We start from the raw sequence: 18310 nt of genomic DNA on the forward strand, positions 1-18310 counted from the left end.
CAGTCCCTCCGATATTAAAAAGTAGTTCCAACGTGTGGTATTGAAAATTCACCAAGTTCCAACTTTTCAAGGCTCGTTTGTTTGCCCGAACAGATTTCGAGAAGTTCAGCTATAATCGCTTCTACTTGAGTTGAAACCTCTTCAGTTGTGACGGTATAGTCAATCAGTTCGTCAAACGCTTCATTTGGGTTTTTTGGGGCTATCGTCATGCAAGGAAGGGCAATGGATCCCGTCAGTACGCCTCTGCTGCTGACAATAATCACTAAACTGCATCCGCTAGAAGCCATATTTGATAAGGCCTCAACGATATTGTTTGGAACGGTAATCAAATGAAGGCCCGCCTCTTCTGGTGTTTCACTGTATCCAAGCACACTTCTAATAGAATGTGTACCAGTCATCCTTGCTTCTAGAAGACTGAGTGCCTTCTCCTGTTCTGTAAATTCAGCATACGCCATCGATCCATTCGTTACTTCTTTCCATCGTTTCCGCTGTAAGCCCTCTCCGATCGTCTGTAGTCTATTTCTTACATTTTCATTTCCAGCACGTTCTGATAATGGTTCTCCCGCTGGTTCCAATGTTTTTGAAAAGCCAAACAGGACTTTGGCGTTCTTTTCTACTAATTTATCAACTACCCCACCTATCACTGGAGCCAATTGATTTAATGGAGCTTCGTCTAAATCTACTGGTAAAATGCCCACTGTCAACGAGGAGATAGGAAAGCGTTTCCTTTTTTGATCAACTATTTCCCTTGACCACTGTTCAGCTATTTCGATACCTGCTTTTATCGTATTTTCTCCTCCAGCAAGCTGCTGAATGCCAATTCCTTTGACTGGTTTTGTTTTCGGAATACTTTTCAGCAATCCACTGACCTGGTTCGTTTCACAGCCTAGTCCTACTAGCAGGGCAGAATAAAGATTAGGATTTGCCGAAATTCCCATCAACATATTTTTTGTTAATTTAAAGTCGTCCCCGAGCTGTGCACATCCATTTCCATGAACAAAAGGAATCGCACCAGGTACCTTTTCAGAAATTTCCCTAGCGACAACACTAGAACATACAACGGTACAAATAACTCCAATATGATTTCGTATTCCTACCGAGCCATCACTTCTTTTATAGCCTTCAAAAGAATAGTCCAACTAAATACTCCCCTTCCATTTCTATTAAAATAGTGGAATAAATTACTCAATCGTTTTTTCTATAGCGGTAGTCCCTGTCGTGTTTTTCGGATTTCCATGAAACTCTTCTTTTCCTTCAATCCCCCGCTTCCTTTGGTAATTATCAACGAGTATTACCGCAACGGGCACAAGCAATGCCGTGGTGATGGTTGAAATTGAAATTTGTGCAGACGCTACAGCAACAAGTCCTTGATATACCTCAGCTTCGGCCGCGGTCATTAATCCTGCCCCACTTGCAACAGTAGCTGCTGCTGCAATGGCTGCTGGTGTCGCAACTGCATTACCAGCTGTAGAAGCTTCTGCCATAGGTGCGATGTAACTTTTCTCTCGGAAAATTTTAAAGGTTAACACCATAGCAAATCCAGAAAAAATTACGGTCATTAAAGCAAGAACAAGCCCCGCGCCAACAACCTGCGGATTAAAGAAGCTCGCCAAATTCATCCCTGCACCTAATGCAAAAGCGAAGAAAGGAATAACCAAGGATTCTCCTGCAGCTAAAAATAAGCGGATTTCATTGTCAAGATTTCCTAAAATCATCCCAATTAAAATAGGTAATAAGACTGCAATAAAGGCGATTAATGGAAAGTTAGCCCCCATCATTCCGAGAGCCATTAAGGTAAAGAATGGACCATCGTTTAGGGATAGAACAGCCGTTGCGCCTACATCTGAACGATTACCGTATTGTCCCGTTAACGCCGCATACATCCCCCCGTTTCCATTGGTCATCGCAGCAATAATTGCCATGGTTGATAAACCAAGGAATCCATTCACTGGATCAGACAAAAGTCCCCATAGCATCCCGACAATAAATCCTGCTAAATATTTTGATGTTGTTAATAACACACCTTTTTTTAGCGCCTTTCCTCCAACACGAAGATTCATTTGACTTCCTGCACAAAATAAGAATAACGCGCATAAAGTCAAAGCCCCATCCTTAAACAAAGCCTGAGAAAATCCTCCGATTTTCAAGAATTCATAATAGCCATCTTGATTCGCGGCAACACCCAACATTTTTAAGAATTTCATGATAAAAGGAATGTGAAGTTGGTCGATTGTATTTAATAGGGCACCTGCAAATAAAGGGACAACCATTAAGCCACCAGGAACTTTATCAATGTTCTGTTTTATTTTCATATTTCACTCTCCAAATGATTTTATTTAGTTGAAGAATAAAACTTATTAATTTGTCCAAAAAAAGGATCACCGAAAGTTTTGTTATCCATAGAAGAGTGTTTTTTAGTTAATAGTGTGTTTACTGTGAGGATAAAAGTGAGTTATTTGTGCATTGTTTTGGTAGAATTGGATGTTCTTACATCATTTAGAAGGGTTCCGATTCTTTCAATTGTAATAGATAATTGGTCCCCTTCTTTTAACCATACTTGAGGATCTCTTCCCATACCGACACCTGGAGGAGTACCTGTGGCAATGATATCCCCGGGCTTTAACGTCATAGACTGTGAAAGGAAGGAGACAATGTATGGTATCTTAAAAATTAAATTTTCCGTATTGGAATGCTGCATCAATTCATCATTTAATCGTAAGGTAATCTCCAGTTGATGTGGGTTTCCTACTTCTTCTTTTGTTACAATAGCTGGACCAATGGGCGCAAATGTATCAGCCGATTTTCCACGGGACCATTGACCGTCAGCAAATTGAAGATCCCTTGCACTCACGTCATTCATAATCGTGTAGCCGAAAATATAGTCCTCTGCTTCCTCTTCGGAAATACATTTTGCTTCCTTGCCAATGACAACCGCAAGCTCGGCCTCAAAATCGACTTGATTCGAATTAATTGGTAATTCAATAGATGCTTGATTGCCAATAAGAGTATTGGCATATTTTGAAAAAATAACAGGCGATGAAGGAGGGTCCATATTCGTTTCTCTACAATGATCAAGATAATTCAATCCCACACATATGATTTTTTCCGGATTGCTTATTGGAGCCAACACCTCCACCTCCGATAAAGAAATGGAAGGTTGATCACTATCCTCGTAACAATTCAGGAGTGATTCAAGATATGGCAGAGTGGCCTCACTTTGCTCAATAAGCTCCTTCATGTCAGTTGGAAGAGACCAATCTTGTGGAAGCTGTTCTTTGTATAAATCATATAAACGATTCAAACTTAAAATCTGATTTTCTACTAAAATACCGAGATGAATAGTAGTTTGCGACCGATATGACACGAACTTCATGTTAAATGCCTCCTGATATGCAGCTTCGTCTTTTATATTGATGCAGACTCTGCAATAATTTTTGGAATACCTAGTCCTTCAGCACCAAGCTTAGATGTTACAGCATCTGGATAATAGCGCTCGATCATTTGAATTCCTAACGCGGCACGGCGTACACGTTCTTTCACTAGTGAAATGTTAGTGCCTTCCCATTGCTTTCCAGAAGGATAGACATCAGGATGATTACGTAGTCCAAATTTAATATAAACCGGAGCTAATACCCGAATGATTTCTGGAATTTCATAATAGCGAAGGAAACCTCCGAAATTATCTGGCACCTCAACATAGATATCAATAGGAATATCAATGGTCTGACGAATGGATGCTAACTTATGTAGCGTAAGCGCAGTTGGCACATTATACGTTCCTGCCCCAAGGTCCTGCATTAATTTAACAGAAACTGGGTTGGCAGCGCCCATTTGCACTGAAACCTTTACAACAAAATCCTCTGGGAGTTGACCCGATTTTTTCATTTCCTTTGTCAGCAGCAAAAGACCTTCATCTGCAATTAAGGCACTCCTTAGTCCAAGTTTAGCTCCTCTTTTTAAATCTTCCATCGCATAGACAAGCTGATCGGCTCCTTCATGTCGCAAACCTATCGATTTCCCACCGCTCGTGAATGGCTGGGCACTAATATCCCATGTACCCCTAGGACCGACAAACAAGCTAAGTTCCATACCTTTTTCAGCAGCCAACTGGCACATTTCCTTAATTTCCTCGTTCGTCTGCAGCATGATTCCACTACCTTGTGAAACGCGATGAATCGTGAGCCCATAATGATCGATTTCCTTTAACGTTTCTCTTAGCGCCACTGGACCTTCCACACTTGGCAGTTCAATTCGGTATTGAGCCCCGTCCGGAAATCTCTTATTTGATGTAGGGAGTTCTGTTAAATCAGTGGATGGATAACCTAGTTTTTCTAATAACTCTCTGGATTCATTCATCTGACATTCCCTCTTTCCTATTTTAATTTATAGGGCATGAATCGTTCTATTTAAAAGAAGGGGGTTCTATGAATCCCCCTTGAATTCGTAGATTACCCCTTAATAAATACAGTTTTAATAGAAGTATAAAATTCTTTTGCTGCTTCTCCTTGTTCTCGTGAACCTGTGCTAGAAGCCTTCATACCTCCAAAAGGTGCCTGAAGTTCAACACCGGCACTTTCAGCATTAATCCGGACAAGGCCAGCTTCGATTTCATCAATAAACTCAAGCAGTGAACCAATATTCGTAGTAAAGATTGAAGCACTTAATCCGTATTTCGTCTCATTAGCAAGGTTAATCGCCTCTTCTAAATCAGTTGCCTTAAACAGTGCAATGACCGGACCGAAAATTTCCTCCTGCGCAATGCTCATTTCTGGTGTAACGTTTTCAAAAATCGTTGGTGTGACATAATATCCTTTCGCATGCTCACCGCTTGTTAGTGGCTCTCCACCGTAAATAAGAGTAGCTCCCTCTTCTTTACCCTGTTCAATATATTTGATTACAGTACGGAACTGACTTTCACTTGCACACGGTCCCATCCAGATTCCCTCTTCTAATCCAGGGCCAACCGTTATTTTCTCTGTTTCTTGAATCAACTTTTCTTTAAAAGCTTCGTAAACCTCCGATTCAACAATGACACGGCTTGAAGCCGTACATTTTTGTCCAGTAGAGCGAAAAGCACCGCTAATAACAGCCTCAACGGCACTATCTAAATTGGCATCCTTCATAACAATGACCGGATTCTTGCCTCCCATCTCCAACTGAAACTTGATCCCTCGGCTTGCTGCAGATTTAGCGACGCCTTCACCTACAGTTTCAGAACCAGTAAAGGTAATTGCATTTAAGAGCGGATGTTCAATCAGTTTCTGACCAATGACTGAGCCGGAACCTGTTATAAAATTGATGACCCCTTCTGGAAGTCCTGCTTTAGCAAAGCAGTCAACTACTTTTGCTGCTGTTACTGCTGCTTCTGTTGCTGGTTTAAATACGACGGTATTTCCATATACAAGTGCAGGTGCTATCTTCCAAATGGGTATGGCTACTGGAAAATTCCAAGGTGTGATTACGCCAACGACTCCAAGTGGTGAACGCTTAGTAAACATGAGCGCATCCTTATCAGACGATGGAATAACATCGCCGTCCTTCCGCATGCCTTCTCCAGCATAATAGCGAAGAATCGCAACACCACGGGCCGTTTCACCTTTTGCTTCGGGAAGAGTTTTACCCATTTCTCTTGTCATCGTTTCAGCAATCTCTTCTAGGTTTTCTTCAAGAATATTTGCCACTTTGTAAAGAATTTGACCCCTTGCTGCCTGCCCTAGCTTCCGCCATAGCTTTTTCGCCTTGTGTGCAGCCTGCACAGCATGATCAAGGTCTTCAACCGTAGAACTTTGAACATATCCGACAATTTCTTCTTTATTTGCTGGGTTTAAACTTTTGATAGTTTCCTCTGATGCGGACCCAATCCACTGATTGTTAATAAAGTTTCTGTACGTTTTTTCCTTCATTTCTGTTTGCATGAAAGAACACTCCTTTTATGAGTTTTTTTCACTTTGTTTTTGCTTTTGTCATGCATGCGGGAACTACCTCGAGCTTAATCTTTGAGTATGGGTTTAACAAGGAGAATCCGGAGAATTGTTTTACATTATAAAACTCGGTTTATGTATTCTAAACTAAAGTCATTTTATCACACTTGTTCAAATTTTCAAACACATTTTTTCACAAAAATTTTGATAAGGACCGAGATGTTTTTATAGAAGACGAATGCATGTATCGGGGTAATGTTACTAGAAAAATTTAGGATTAAATATTAAAAAACCAGCGTTCAATCCCGCTGGCTTCATCCTCTTCGGTTAAACTATTTATTAGGGGTTATAAATAATTTTTGAGATATAAAGTAGGCTAAGGTTGCGACTAATAATGTTGCCACAAATGGAATGATAGAAGTCTGCCCAAAAACGACTTCTTGACTAGTATTATTGTTCATTGAAGATAAATCAGGAGTGTAATGAGTTGTCAGAAGCCAACCTGATAAAATTTGCACGATTAAATACAACAAACCAAAACTTAAAATAAATACCACATATTTTTTCAATCTGGTCCACCCCCCTTTTCTTATCTACGTAACAATTATGAATAAGGTTTCACCCTACACCGTTCTCAACAATACGGCTCACTATTTAAATAGATAAATGCCTTGCATTCTTGAAAAGGCAAAGCACCCGTTAATTTTCCATTGATAGTTCTTCAATTGTTTTAAAAACTCTTGAATAGACATCTTGAATATTTTGTTCATTTACTTCGTCATTATATAAACCGTATCCCCAATACTGTTCACTTTTGCTATCGTAAAGATAAGCATAAACACCTGAATCAACATCTGGAAAATTTTCAAAACTCGCATCTTCATAAATAAAAGGTACATAAGATTTTGGTGTTTCGATAAATAAGAATGGGAGTGGACTGTTATTATAAACAGTTGCATATTGCGGCTTATCTGCTTCTTTTAAGTTTTTCTTCGTAATAAATATAGCATCATAGTGATCTACGTTTTGCAAATCAGTAAAATCTATATTTGTAAATCTAACATTATCTTCTTTAATCTTGGGTTTTTCCCCAATAATCCCAATATGTAGTGATCTTCCACTATAAATTTCAAATTCTATTTTTTCTTCATGCTTAGAACACCCAACTACTATACATATAACTGAAATCAATAGTATAACAAAATTAACTTTTGATTTCATACTTCTAACCCCCTTTAGCAAAAAACAGTCAATTATTATACTAACCCACCCCCGTTAAAATAAGGATTTCGCCAGTACGCATGTAAGTCCAATCAATGAAGTTAATTTTGTGATTACCAAAGCCTTCTATTAATTATTCTAGTTTAGTAAGTAGTAAAACTTATAAATTATTAACTTTTTGTTCTAGTTCACGCTTTTGGCGTAAGTGATGGCGAAAATGCATACCTACAAGATCGTACCACTCCCTTGCGTTCAGCCAGCCAAAACCTCCATGATTAACTTTGTAATTGGGATTTATAGCATCTACTCTAGATTCCCATTTTCCCAACCTCTGCATTACCTGATCTAACCTACTCATTAAATCTTCTTTACTATCCGAATTGCTTGGTGGTGTATTTAGTTCGTCCGGCAACTTGATTTTAATTGGTGGGAACCCTCCGATTTTATATATGTGCTCACCAAAGTCCGTTTTTCCAAGTTTTTGCTCTTCCTTTGACTTCGCACAAGATTCTACATTGTCAAGGTACTCAATGGCGACTAGAATTACATGGTCGTACATTTGACCAATGGACCAAACCCCTTCAACCGATATATATCTAAGTTGCTCAAGTGAATAGTTTTGCAAATCGCTTTTATATGTTTCAATCAGTTTTTCAGCACTCATTAATTCGCTCCTTTACCATTGTGCTACACCTTAATGTTCTCGTTTATAACAATTTTTTTCACTCTATTACTTGTCATCTTTATTTACAATAAGCTTCGGTAGTTCAATACCTTCAAAAAAAGTGCCTTAATCCTTCTTGGATAAACGCACTCGGTAGTATAACAACTGTTACAAATTTCATTTATTACTCAGATCGAGCATCATATGTGAACGGAACAAATCCACCAAGGACTCCTATCCCTTCTACAAGTAGATAACTTTCATATTTCCCTTCTAATTTGACCCCAACCTTATTAAATAAAAAATAATTATCTATATTACTATCAATAACTTTATAATTATTGGAATCTAGTACACATTCTTTTCCTTGGCACTCTATGCTGTATTTATTTGATAACCACTTATCAAATGAAGAAGATGGCGGTTTTGTTATTGTTAGAAGTACGACAAACAATACAAGCAGGCTGAAGATCATAATACGTTTCTTTTTCATTGTTAAACCCTCATTCAACATATTTACCAATAACTACATTTTAAAATAAGGTACTAAATTATGCCATATCAATATTCAACCAGACTTACTTCTTTAGTAAAAAAAGCTTCAATAAAAATAGGCGATATCCTTCTTGGATCAATGCACCCGTTTGTTATACATATGACTTACACAATAATTGCATAAGTCATAATTTCTTACGTTTTCGTTCTAAAAATATTGGTGCTATATTTAGCAAGATAGAAACAATTGTCAAAAACCAAAATGCCCTTGCCATACCAGGTATTACATCCGATAAAGCCGCCCAATCTTCCGCTTTTACCCACCGAGTTAGATAACTGTAATCTGCACAAATTGTTAATGCTGTAAATGATAATGCCATCGCCATAGCAAGCTTATAATCCTTTCCTGCTGCATACAAAGAAAGATTTATAACAGTTACTACTATTGCAATAACCCCAAATATTACCCACATAACTATACCCCCATTTTGACATTTATACGTTAAATCTTATTTTATAGTAAATGCCCCTCCTTTTGTGATTTCTTTTTAAACAAACCTGCCCCAGTAGTACAATAAAAAAAAGCGACCTCGTTATTGAAGCAACGCACATGTTAATTGAATAGTGGGAATAACGAAAGGTAAAAGGATTATAGTTCAATTTCCATATCTGTACTGTTATATTCTATTAGTTCTAAACTCTCCGTCATTTGAATATTTTGCGATGAACCATTAATGGTCTGTTCAAAGTTACTTTGTAATTCTTTTCCTATCAGCACTCCAGTGTCATCCACTGTTAAATTTTGCTTTATGCTTTTGTAGATTATATTTTCATTATAAGATAAAGAATTTTCTAAAGAACTTATCACATTCGGATCAGCACCTTCTTGTTTCGCTTTGTCCAACTGTTCATTTATCTCAGAAATATTTTTCTGCTTTACAGATGATAGGTAGGAGTCATTATAAGCAATTTCGTAAATCGTTAAATGATTTTCCTCTTTTTTCTCTACCTTTTCAATATCATCCCTATTAAGTTCTATATTCATAAATGATTGCAAGTAATCAGGATATCCTGTTGCATTTTCATTAACGAATTGCCATTGGGGTTCTTCTGTTAAAACTTCATTATCATTACCGATAAACTGATTATCCTCGTTTATTCTACCAAAACGCTGGTATTGTGTTTTATCTTTTTGAATAACCTCCGTGAGCGTTTTATTATTGGCTTCTCCTAACGCCATTTCTGTATGCCAGTCAACATAGCCATCTTGAACGACAAAAGTTCCTTCTGTCCCTTGCGTTTGTTTTTCATTTTCGTTTTCTACAACATATACATAAGAAAAATTCCCATTTTCAAGCTGAGTAGCTCTATTACTTGCATCTCGAACTAAGGATATATGTTGACTAACAACATTATTCGAACAGGCGGTCAAGATAAAGAAAAAAACAACAAAAATACTTAGAAACACTTTCTTGTTTTTCATAAACTTCCCCCTAACATTCAACATTTTTTAAACGTTTACATTTATTACTACGAATTAAAAAATATAAAGTTTCGCTTATTAAACCCTCGTTAGCACAATAATCAATTGATTTTATCTTCTAAATCTTTGACTCTTTTTTCTAATTTTTTCGACCTTTTTTCCACTTCATATGCGTTACAAAACGCTCCCGATGCAAGGGCGAATGCTACCAGAACCCAATACCAATCCACTTTATATTTCCTCCTCAGAATCATTTAACTAAAATTTTTTTCGACCAACCTGCCCCTTTAGTTTAATAACTTCCACAAAAAAGTGCGTCAATCCTTCTTGGATCAACGCACTCGTTTGTTGAATAAGGCTAAAAAAGTTACATACGTAACTGTTGTTCATATCTGTAATTTTTAAGTGATTGTATGAATTCGTTCACGTTACTTAACTTTTCGTCTGGTTGAACACTAAACTCTAATGTCTGATAATGGGGCAACCACTGTACCCCAATTGTATGTACGTTAGCTTCTTTACCAGCCTGAATGTCAGCGTCACTATCTCCTAAAAAATAGCATCAGTGTTTTTTATGTTAAGCTGTGCCAATGCCTTGTTTAATCCCTCAATTATCAATCAGGTGGATAATCACCCAACGTGTCAATCGTTTCTTTTAATTCTTTGGATACCATCGATGTTCATTTTTTTTGCTTCTTGTATAACTAATTTAGCTTTGTTGTGTTTTTCGTGCCTCGGTCGAATAATAATTTTATCCTCAAACTAAAATTGCATTAATCAATTCAAAGAGTAAAGACTATTTAATAAAGGAGGATAATTAATGAAATACAAAGCAGAGAAAACAATCGAAATTTCATCCTGGATAATTGTTTCACTATTGTTAATAAAATTGACACCAAAAACTAAAATTCGTGAATCATTAGTTATATTTTTATTTAAACAAGTATTAACATGGATTTTTGGATTACTAGTGGTACAAAAAAACTTAATTTCCTATCCATATCGCTTATTTTTCAAAAAGACAAATAAAGCTAGTTTTTCATTCGAATATTTTATATATCCTGGACTTTGTGCTTTATTTAGTTTGTACTACCCAAAAAATAAATCTATCCTTTTAAAAACCCTACATTCCTTTATTGGTCCTTCAGTAATAGTCATCTTTGAAATTATTGCAGTGAAATATACAAAATTAATTAAATATAAGAAATGGGCTTGGTATTGGAGCTTTATTACAATTTGGATAACAGATTACTTAACACAAGCTTTTCATAACTGGTTTTTTAAAACTAAACTTCATGAGTAAAAAGGGGCTGGTAGACTAATATGGTACCTATAAATAGGACACTTGGAAAAGAGTGTTTAATCTATAGGTATTTTTTTATATACTTAAATCTAATACGTGGGGATTAGGGGACGACTATGAGTAAACTAAAATTTTCAGACAAACAAGTAAAAAAATTACAAAATAACCCAAATGTACAGCGTGTCAGCAATTTAGCTATTACATATACAGATGACTTTAAAAGTAGATTTATGGACGAATATATAGCAGGTAAACTACCTAGGCAAATCTTTAAAGAGAATGGGTTTGATGAGGCCATTGTTGGTATAAAAAGGATTGAACAATCTGCATTTAGGTGGAAAAAGGCATATGAAAAAAATGGACTTATAGGACTCTCAGATTCACGAAAAACAACTGCTGGTAAGCCTTTGAAGCGTGAACTTTCTCAAGCAGAAATCATCGAAAGACAAGAAGCAAGAATTAAACTGTTAGAAGGACAGGTAGAACTATTAAAAAAGCTAGAAATGACAGAAAGGAGGCTGTTAAACAAAGGTCAAAAACTCGAAACAAATAAAATATTTCAATTGATTAAGGAAACAATTGATCAAAATGGTTTCACACGAATGACTAAATATTATTGTGATCTAACGGGTGTATCACGTTCTGGATACTATAGTTTTCTAGATGCTTACGAAGTACGATTAGAAAAAGAACGAGTTGATATAGAAGCAAGAGATATTATTTTAAAGGCATTTAATCGACGTGGATACAAGAAAGGGTCTCGTTCCATTAAAATGATATTGGAAAACGATTTTAACATTAAATATAGCCGAAAAAAGATCCAAAGAATTATGAGAAAGTACAATATCGTTTGCCCTCATAGAAAGCCAAATCCGTACAAAAAAATTGCAAAAGCAACCAAAGAACATCAAGTCGTACCCAATATGTTAAATCGAGAATTTAAGCAGGGAGTGCCAGGTAAAGTATTATTAACGGATATTACTTATTTACCATATGGAAATAAAGCTATGGCTTATTTGTCAACCGTAAAAGATGCTTCTACGAATGAGATTTTAGCATACCATGTGTCAGACCGAATCACTTTAGACATCGCTACTAAAACGATTCAAAAACTGATAAGTAATAAGAAAATAAAATTGAGTCCAGATGCGTTTATTCATTCAGATCAAGGGAGTCATTACACAAGCCCAACTTATCAAAAACTATTAAAGAAACATGGCTTAGGCCAATCTATGTCTAGACGAGGAAACTGTTGGGACAACGCCCCACAAGAGTCCTTTTTTGGCCATTTAAAGGATGAAGTCGACTATGAATCCTGTAAATCTTTAAAGGAATTAAAAGCTAAAATAAATCATTATATGGTTTATTACAACAATTATCGTTACCAATGGAATTTAAAAAAGATGACCCCTATACAATATAGAGATCATCTTTCAGCTGCATAACTCTTTTTTTAATGTGTCCTTGACATGGGTGCCAGTTTAGACTGCCTCTTTTTGTATTAATTTAAATACACGATTTTAAGTATCGCTTTTTTTACATTATTGCCTCCGTTTGTCAACAAAATGTGGGTTATCTTTCAACTTCTGTCACTGTTGACTTTGAATTAACTATTAGCCTTTCCTAACAATGTAAAGAAATCCTCAATGAGAAAAATACTATGGTTTTTCTATCTGTTTTTGTTTTTGTCTTTCTTCCATTAGGAATAGCTGGAATCTATTCTTCTTTCCATTAATCTGTACCGTTACAAAAAATGGGCATACTCTTTTATTGGAAGCAAGGTATCAAAAATTTTAAGTACTTTTCACTCTCTCTTAGTTTCGTGGCCAGTATTAACGGTACCGCTCTTCTTTATATGGATTGGCTGTCATGGAGTAGCCACGCTCTTCCCAGAATCCAGCCTCGTCTGCTTTCATAAATTTTATCCCTGAAACCCACTTTGTGCCTTTCCATAGATAAAATTCTTCTGGTGGAATAAACCTTAGTGGATAACCATGTTTTAGATCAATATCATGCCAATCATGATTTTTATCTTTCCAACGGTATACAAATAAAGAATCGTCCCCTAATAAAGGCTCTAGCGGTAGATTTGCAGAATAACCAAATCTCTCCCTATTGTAATACCCAAAAATTTTAATGTATTTTACGCCTTCATTCATTTCAACTAATTTCATTAACTCTCTAAGCGCAATTCCTTCAAAAGTTGTATCAAATTTAGACCAAGTGGTAACACAATGCATGTTAACGGTTGATATGGTCTTTGGAAGTTCCATGATTTCCTTATAGGATAAGGACCTTTCTTGCTTCACTTCACCGAAAAGTCTGAAATTCCATGTGATTTCATTAAACTCGGGAACATCCCCAGTGTGCAGAATTGGCCATTTTTCTGTTTCAAATTGTCCAGGTGGAAGTTGCCTTTTCATCTTACACCATCCCTTTTTCAATTTAAACGTTAAACCACCGTACTTCGTATAGTATGCTCCAAGCCTTTTCCTTTATAAACATGACAATGATAGTAGGGATTGATTACCCCCCCCTCTACCCCATACACTTTCTTGGCCAGAACTATATTAATTTTTAATGGCTTTCTTTTAATAACTTGTTCCCTTTCTAATTCTCCTAATAATAAACTAACAGTTTCTCTTGATGAGCCGATCATACTTGCGATATCATGCTGAGTAATTTTGACTTCAACTGTTTGCCAATCTCCACTTCTTACACCAAAGCGGTTACTTAACTGCATAAAGAGTAAAAGAATTCGATGTTTGACATCTTTATAGGCAATGCTTTCTGTTATTTGGTACACCTCTTTTAACTTTGAAGTCAAAATGGTTATAAGCTTTAACGAAATATCAGGATTTTGACGAAGTAACTCTTCAAAACGATCCTTTGTTAACGTGCAAACAAGGGAGTCAATCATCGTTTCTGCATAAATGTTGTATTCTGTTAAGGAAAAACTAGAAGTTTCTCCAAAGATATTACCTTCACTTAAAAGATCAACTGTGAATTCCTTTCCTGTTGAAGATATCCTATATAAACGAACCTGTCCTTTTTTTAAGAAAAATAATGACCTCATATGTTGAGTCGGACTTAAGATAATTGTCCCTTTTTTTATAGGAGCGGTTACCGTCACTTCGTCTATTTTCTTTAATTCTTCTTCCGGTAGCTCATCTAGTAAATTTATATGTGAAAGTAGCATGAGTTTTTCCATGTCTTCACTCCTTGTTATACTGTTCTATAATCTTTTCATAATCAAACCAGTAAATAGATCGACATCTTCTTGGCATTTACAATCACCTGATAATATATGTAAATCCATATCCATTCTAGAAATGCTTTAAATATAAAAAAACGTCCTAGAGAAGTCTCTAGGAACGTTATCTAAATTATTTAAATAACCGAAGGTATTCCCCATAGCCTTCTTCATTTAGCTTTTCAGTTGGGATAAATTTAAGTGCTGCAGAGTTAATGCAATATCGAAGACCGCCTTTATCACGTGGTCCATCATCAAATACGTGTCCTAAATGAGAGTCTGCTGAGGAGCTTCTGACTTCAATGCGTCTCATCCCATGGGACGTATCTAGTTTTTCAAGGACTTCTTGATGCTTAATAGGCTTTGTGAAGCTAGGCCATCCACACCCAGAGTCGAATTTGTCCAATGAACTAAATAATGGTTTACCAGAAACGATATCTACATAAATTCCTTCTTCCTTGTTATCCCAAAATTCATTTTGGAATGGTGGTTCAGTACCATTTTCTTGGGTCACATGGTGCTGTATAGGAGTAAGATTCTTTATGTTTTCTGAGTGGTGTTTCTTCCAATTTTCCCGGATAAATCCCGCTCGTCCAGATCCTTCCTTGTACATATTATAATGAAAGGAATTCTTTTTATAATAGCCTTGATGGTATTCTTCTGCTGGATAAAACACAGATGCCTCACTGATTTCTGTCACGATTGGCTTTGAAAACTTTTTGCTATTCTCTAATGCCTGTTTGGACTCTTCGGCTAGCCTCTTTTGTTCCTCAGTATGATAAAAAATCGCCGTTTTATAGGACTCTCCGCGATCACCAAACTGACCATGTGCATCGGTTGGATCTATTTGTTGCCAGAATAGATCTAAGAGCTTTGTATACGGGAAAACATTCGGATCATACGTAATTTGAACTGCCTCATAATGACCCGTTGTGTTTGAGCATACTTCTTCATAGGTTGGGTTGTCTTTATGCCCACCTGTATATCCTGAAACTACATCAATAATGCCTGGTAATTCATCAAATGGCTGAACCATACACCAAAAACATCCACCAGCAAATGTAGCTAATTCATAATTTGTTGACATAATCATGCCTCCTACTAATACTTAGTTTTACCTAAACCCTATCTTTTCCTTCAATTCTGAAAGATTCCTCAGAACATAAAAGGGCACTCTTAAATCTTTCCTCAAGATGTCGAATCTATAAATAATATCTTTTTTTTATAGTAATTCATTACATACACTACTTGGCTCTCTTGCAGGCTGTCAAAACTACATTGCGAATAATACCTTCACTTCAGTTGTTACTTTATGAGAGGTAGATTCTATATTGCAATTTACTAATACCATGATTAGTTCCTCCTCTAAAGTGTTTCTAATAACTTACACTTACGATTATACTTGGAATCCCTTTTAAAAAATGTAAGCTGCCTTACATTTTTAATAAATAATAAAGTCAAGTAATATTTGAAACTCTGCAATTGGTAGAATAGACTGTTTTGGATAAGCCGCCATTAGTTTAAGTACATTATTTCACAAACTTTAAACACGTTTTTTTCATAAATTGCTTTTCCATTGGGTTGAGACATAGTACAGGAAAGGTTAAAGCTAAAGAAATTTATACAGTGATGGGCTAATTTTATCCACCAGTCTATATTTTTTTAGAAAGGGTGGTCTAAAGAATTAACAGTATTAGGCATATAAGTAGGCGATAAAATGACAATAATCTACTTGTAAAATAAATGGAAGAAAAGGAAAATTTAGATTATACTATAAATAGTCATTAAATTTGGTGGTGTTTATAATTAATAGACTAATTCCTTTTTTCATATTTTCCGTTATTGCTGTATTACTTATCGGTTGTTTTAATCAAACAATTGAAGTTGAATCACCTAAAGAAAATATTAAGAATCCCTTCATTGTTAAGAATGGCAATCAGGAATTTAGAATTATACCCTTTTATAGTCAAATATTAGATTACTTGGAAAGCGTTTCAGAAATTGAACAACACGAGAAGATGGAAGAACATTACTATCAAAAAGTTGTCGAACCATTTCAATTAGATACTATAGGTAAAGGAGAGGGGTTTTGGCTAAAGGACCATTGGGCTTTTGCAACTCCTAAAGACATTAAAACTTTGGAGGAATTTGTATATTCTCTAATTAATAATCAAGATGAAATAAATAAAACAATAGAACAAGCCTTGATTAAATCATCTAATACCCTTCCAGGCGGGAATAAGACTGTGTATTTATTTCCTCCTAATCCGGATGACATGTATGGTATAAATTTAATGGGTGGCGTTTCTGGGCTAGCAGTTAGTAAGGATGTATTCATAATACGGATTGATCCATCTTCATTTAAAGAGGATTTGTTGGAGTATGCTGTTGCACATGAATATCATCATACTAATTATATGGAGAGCGGAAATGTAAACTGGAATAACACTTTATTAGATTCAATTATTCTCGAAGGAAAAGCGGACACTTTTGCCAAAAGTCTGTACCCCGATATTACTATACCGTGGATAGAACCTCTTTCAGCCCAAAAAGAAAAAGAGATATGGGAGGATTTGGAAGAAGATTTATGGTCAATTGACCTTGACCGATCATTATATCACGATTATCATAATGGAAATCCTAGCAAAGGAATCCCCACTTGGACCAACTACAAAATTGGATACCAAATCATGAATTCCTTTTTGGAAAATAACCCTTCCGTCTCGGTTCATGACTGGACGATATTATCTGCGGAGGAGATTTTATCAAATAGTAAATATGGAGATAGGATTTCAAAATAAAAGTTTATTTAGATTCTTGCAAAGGAAGAGATATTCTGACTTTGCTTTTTTGTTTTGCATTTTCTGTCTACTTAATTATAAAGCTCTGTTTTTCTTCTTCAACTATCCTGCCCCGTTTGTTCAATAGGGAGTTCAAACAATAAGGTGGTTAATTCATCTTGGATCAACGCACCCGTTACTTCAACTACTCCTATAATAGAACCTTTTCTAAATTTGCACTTAATGAAATAAATTCATCTTCACTTTCTGTTTCTACCTAAGAAAAACCCATCATTCACAAAACGTGGGATAATATGCTTATTAGATAGTTTAGTAAAACAAAGTAAAGAGAAGGGTTTTCATTTTGTAGAAAGATTAGTAAATGATTATAAAAATGGTAGTAATACATTCAACCATTCTGGAGAAGGTTTATTTGGCGTCTCCTTGTTGAGCTAAAGCACCCTTTAGCTCAATAACGAAGAGAGCTTGAAATATTGTAGTTATGAATTTCCAACTGTTCAATTAAGAATTACAAATTCCCGTTTTCTAATAAGAATTGTGTTTATTTTAACTATTAACTCCAAGAACACATACTGTCGCTATCGGCTTCATTTTCTTTAGTTCCATTTTAATATTGGAATACCCTGCATCCTTCAGTTGATTAGAAATTTCAATCCCTAATCGTTTGGATGATTCTTCTGTTGCTCCTTTCATAAAGGGTTGAACAGTGATAGTAATCACACCATTTTCTTTCATGAATTTACGAATTCCCTTTAGGGTTTCAACAGGATTTCCCCAAAAAATAATAGTGTTGATTGAAAAAACCTTATCAAAAAGAAGATTAAATGAAGGAAGATTTTGAGCATCTGCAAGTATTAATTCAACTTGCCCTTTTTGAATTGAATCTTTATTTCTTTTCTGAGCCTGTTGCAACATTTTTTCTGAATAATCAATCCCTATAATTTTACCATCTTGAATAACTTTGGAAGCCACCTCGATTCCAATCCCAGGTCCGAACCCAATTTCTAATACGTTATCATCTTTTTTGACATTTAATAATGAAATAGTCCACTTGTTCTTTTCGGCACTAACCGTTGCCATTAACTTTCCTGCGATACTGCCAAAAAAACCTTCTGGCTTCTTAAATTGATCACCAAATTTTTTCAATATACCCATGCTATACTTTTAGC

Annotated in this window: 19 protein-coding genes and 1 pseudogene; 3 read left to right on the forward strand and 17 right to left on the reverse strand. The window is 35.8% G+C overall.

Annotated features, from left to right (window positions below; all coding sequences use genetic code 11):
• Positions 1-14: 14 nt before the first annotated feature.
• From E1I69_RS14240 to E1I69_RS25265, 12 genes are all read right to left on the reverse strand, one after another.
• Positions 15-1139: a UxaA family hydrolase gene (locus tag E1I69_RS14240; protein ID WP_136380249.1), complete on the reverse strand. Its 1125-nt coding sequence runs from the start codon at positions 1137-1139 to the stop codon at positions 15-17.
• A 42-nt stretch (positions 1140-1181) separates the two neighbouring features.
• Positions 1182-2312: a 2-keto-3-deoxygluconate permease gene (locus E1I69_RS14245; protein ID WP_136380250.1), complete on the reverse strand. Its 1131-nt coding sequence runs from the start codon at positions 2310-2312 to the stop codon at positions 1182-1184.
• A 140-nt stretch (positions 2313-2452) separates the two neighbouring features.
• Complete coding sequence (locus tag E1I69_RS14250; RefSeq protein ID WP_136380251.1) at positions 2453-3373, reverse strand: fumarylacetoacetate hydrolase family protein; 921 nt, start codon at positions 3371-3373, stop codon at positions 2453-2455.
• Positions 3374-3405: 32 nt separating this feature from the next.
• Positions 3406-4356, reverse strand: a complete 951-nt coding sequence (locus E1I69_RS14255; RefSeq protein WP_136380252.1) for a U32 family peptidase — start codon at positions 4354-4356, stop codon at positions 3406-3408.
• A 92-nt stretch (positions 4357-4448) separates the two neighbouring features.
• Positions 4449-5915: an alpha-ketoglutaric semialdehyde dehydrogenase GucD gene (gucD, locus tag E1I69_RS14260; protein ID WP_136380253.1), complete on the reverse strand. Its 1467-nt coding sequence runs from the start codon at positions 5913-5915 to the stop codon at positions 4449-4451.
• A gap of 338 nt (positions 5916-6253) precedes the next feature.
• Positions 6254-6490, reverse strand: coding sequence for a hypothetical protein (locus E1I69_RS14265; protein WP_136380254.1), 237 nt, complete (start codon positions 6488-6490; stop codon positions 6254-6256).
• A 130-nt stretch (positions 6491-6620) separates the two neighbouring features.
• A complete protein-coding gene (locus tag E1I69_RS14270; RefSeq protein WP_207308553.1) occupies positions 6621-7142 on the reverse strand; it encodes a hypothetical protein in 522 nt (173 codons plus the stop codon).
• Positions 7143-7302: 160 nt separating this feature from the next.
• Positions 7303-7806: a DinB family protein gene (locus E1I69_RS14275; RefSeq protein ID WP_136380255.1), complete on the reverse strand. Its 504-nt coding sequence runs from the start codon at positions 7804-7806 to the stop codon at positions 7303-7305.
• A gap of 184 nt (positions 7807-7990) precedes the next feature.
• Entirely contained in the window at positions 7991-8299 is a 309-nt protein-coding gene (locus E1I69_RS14280) for a hypothetical protein (RefSeq protein ID WP_136380256.1), read from the reverse strand.
• 187 nt (positions 8300-8486) lie between these two features.
• Positions 8487-8774 carry a hypothetical protein gene (locus E1I69_RS14285; RefSeq protein WP_136380257.1) on the reverse strand — a complete coding sequence of 96 codons (288 nt, stop codon included), beginning with the start codon at positions 8772-8774 and terminating at the stop codon, positions 8487-8489.
• A 176-nt stretch (positions 8775-8950) separates the two neighbouring features.
• Complete coding sequence (locus tag E1I69_RS14290) at positions 8951-9784, reverse strand: hypothetical protein (protein ID WP_136380258.1); 834 nt, start codon at positions 9782-9784, stop codon at positions 8951-8953.
• Between the two features lie 101 nt (positions 9785-9885).
• On the reverse strand, positions 9886-10014 hold the full coding sequence (locus tag E1I69_RS25265; protein WP_278186167.1) for a hypothetical protein: 129 nt from the start codon (positions 10012-10014) through the stop codon (positions 9886-9888).
• A 590-nt stretch (positions 10015-10604) separates the two neighbouring features.
• On the opposite strand from E1I69_RS25265, the gene E1I69_RS14300 reads away from it, so the two are divergent.
• A complete protein-coding gene (locus E1I69_RS14300) occupies positions 10605-11087 on the forward strand; it encodes a CBO0543 family protein (protein ID WP_136380259.1) in 483 nt (160 codons plus the stop codon).
• Positions 11088-11203: 116 nt separating this feature from the next.
• Positions 11204-12532 carry an IS3 family transposase gene (locus tag E1I69_RS14305; RefSeq protein ID WP_136380260.1) on the forward strand — a complete coding sequence of 443 codons (1329 nt, stop codon included), beginning with the start codon at positions 11204-11206 and terminating at the stop codon, positions 12530-12532.
• Between the two features lie 387 nt (positions 12533-12919).
• On the opposite strand, the gene E1I69_RS14310 is transcribed toward E1I69_RS14305, so the two are convergent.
• The 4 genes and pseudogenes from E1I69_RS14310 to msrA form a co-directional block, all read right to left on the reverse strand.
• The gene (locus E1I69_RS14310; RefSeq protein WP_136380261.1) at positions 12920-13510 is read right to left on the reverse strand and encodes a molybdopterin-dependent oxidoreductase; all 591 of its coding nucleotides are present in this window, start codon (positions 13508-13510) and stop codon (positions 12920-12922) included.
• A gap of 29 nt (positions 13511-13539) precedes the next feature.
• Positions 13540-14298, reverse strand: coding sequence for a Crp/Fnr family transcriptional regulator (locus E1I69_RS14315; RefSeq protein ID WP_136380262.1), 759 nt, complete (start codon positions 14296-14298; stop codon positions 13540-13542).
• A 175-nt stretch (positions 14299-14473) separates the two neighbouring features.
• Positions 14474-14920, reverse strand: coding sequence for a peptide-methionine (R)-S-oxide reductase MsrB (gene msrB / locus E1I69_RS25510; RefSeq protein ID WP_431731885.1), 447 nt, complete (start codon positions 14918-14920; stop codon positions 14474-14476).
• Between the two features lie 45 nt (positions 14921-14965).
• A pseudogene (msrA, locus tag E1I69_RS25515) lies at positions 14966-15433 on the reverse strand (peptide-methionine (S)-S-oxide reductase MsrA); the annotation flags it as partial.
• 700 nt (positions 15434-16133) lie between these two features.
• On the opposite strand from msrA, the gene E1I69_RS14325 reads away from it, so the two are divergent.
• Positions 16134-17141, forward strand: a complete 1008-nt coding sequence (locus E1I69_RS14325; RefSeq protein ID WP_161974906.1) for a DUF2268 domain-containing protein — start codon at positions 16134-16136, stop codon at positions 17139-17141.
• A 546-nt stretch (positions 17142-17687) separates the two neighbouring features.
• Here E1I69_RS14325 and E1I69_RS14330 read toward each other — a convergent pair.
• The gene (locus tag E1I69_RS14330; protein ID WP_136380265.1) at positions 17688-18296 is read right to left on the reverse strand and encodes a class I SAM-dependent methyltransferase; all 609 of its coding nucleotides are present in this window, start codon (positions 18294-18296) and stop codon (positions 17688-17690) included.
• Positions 18297-18310 lie beyond the last annotated feature (14 nt).

The sequence above is a fragment of the Bacillus timonensis genome (genome assembly GCF_004799755.1).
In the GTDB taxonomy this organism is placed as follows: Bacteria; Bacillota; Bacilli; order Bacillales; family Bacillaceae_L; genus Ferdinandcohnia; species Ferdinandcohnia timonensis_A.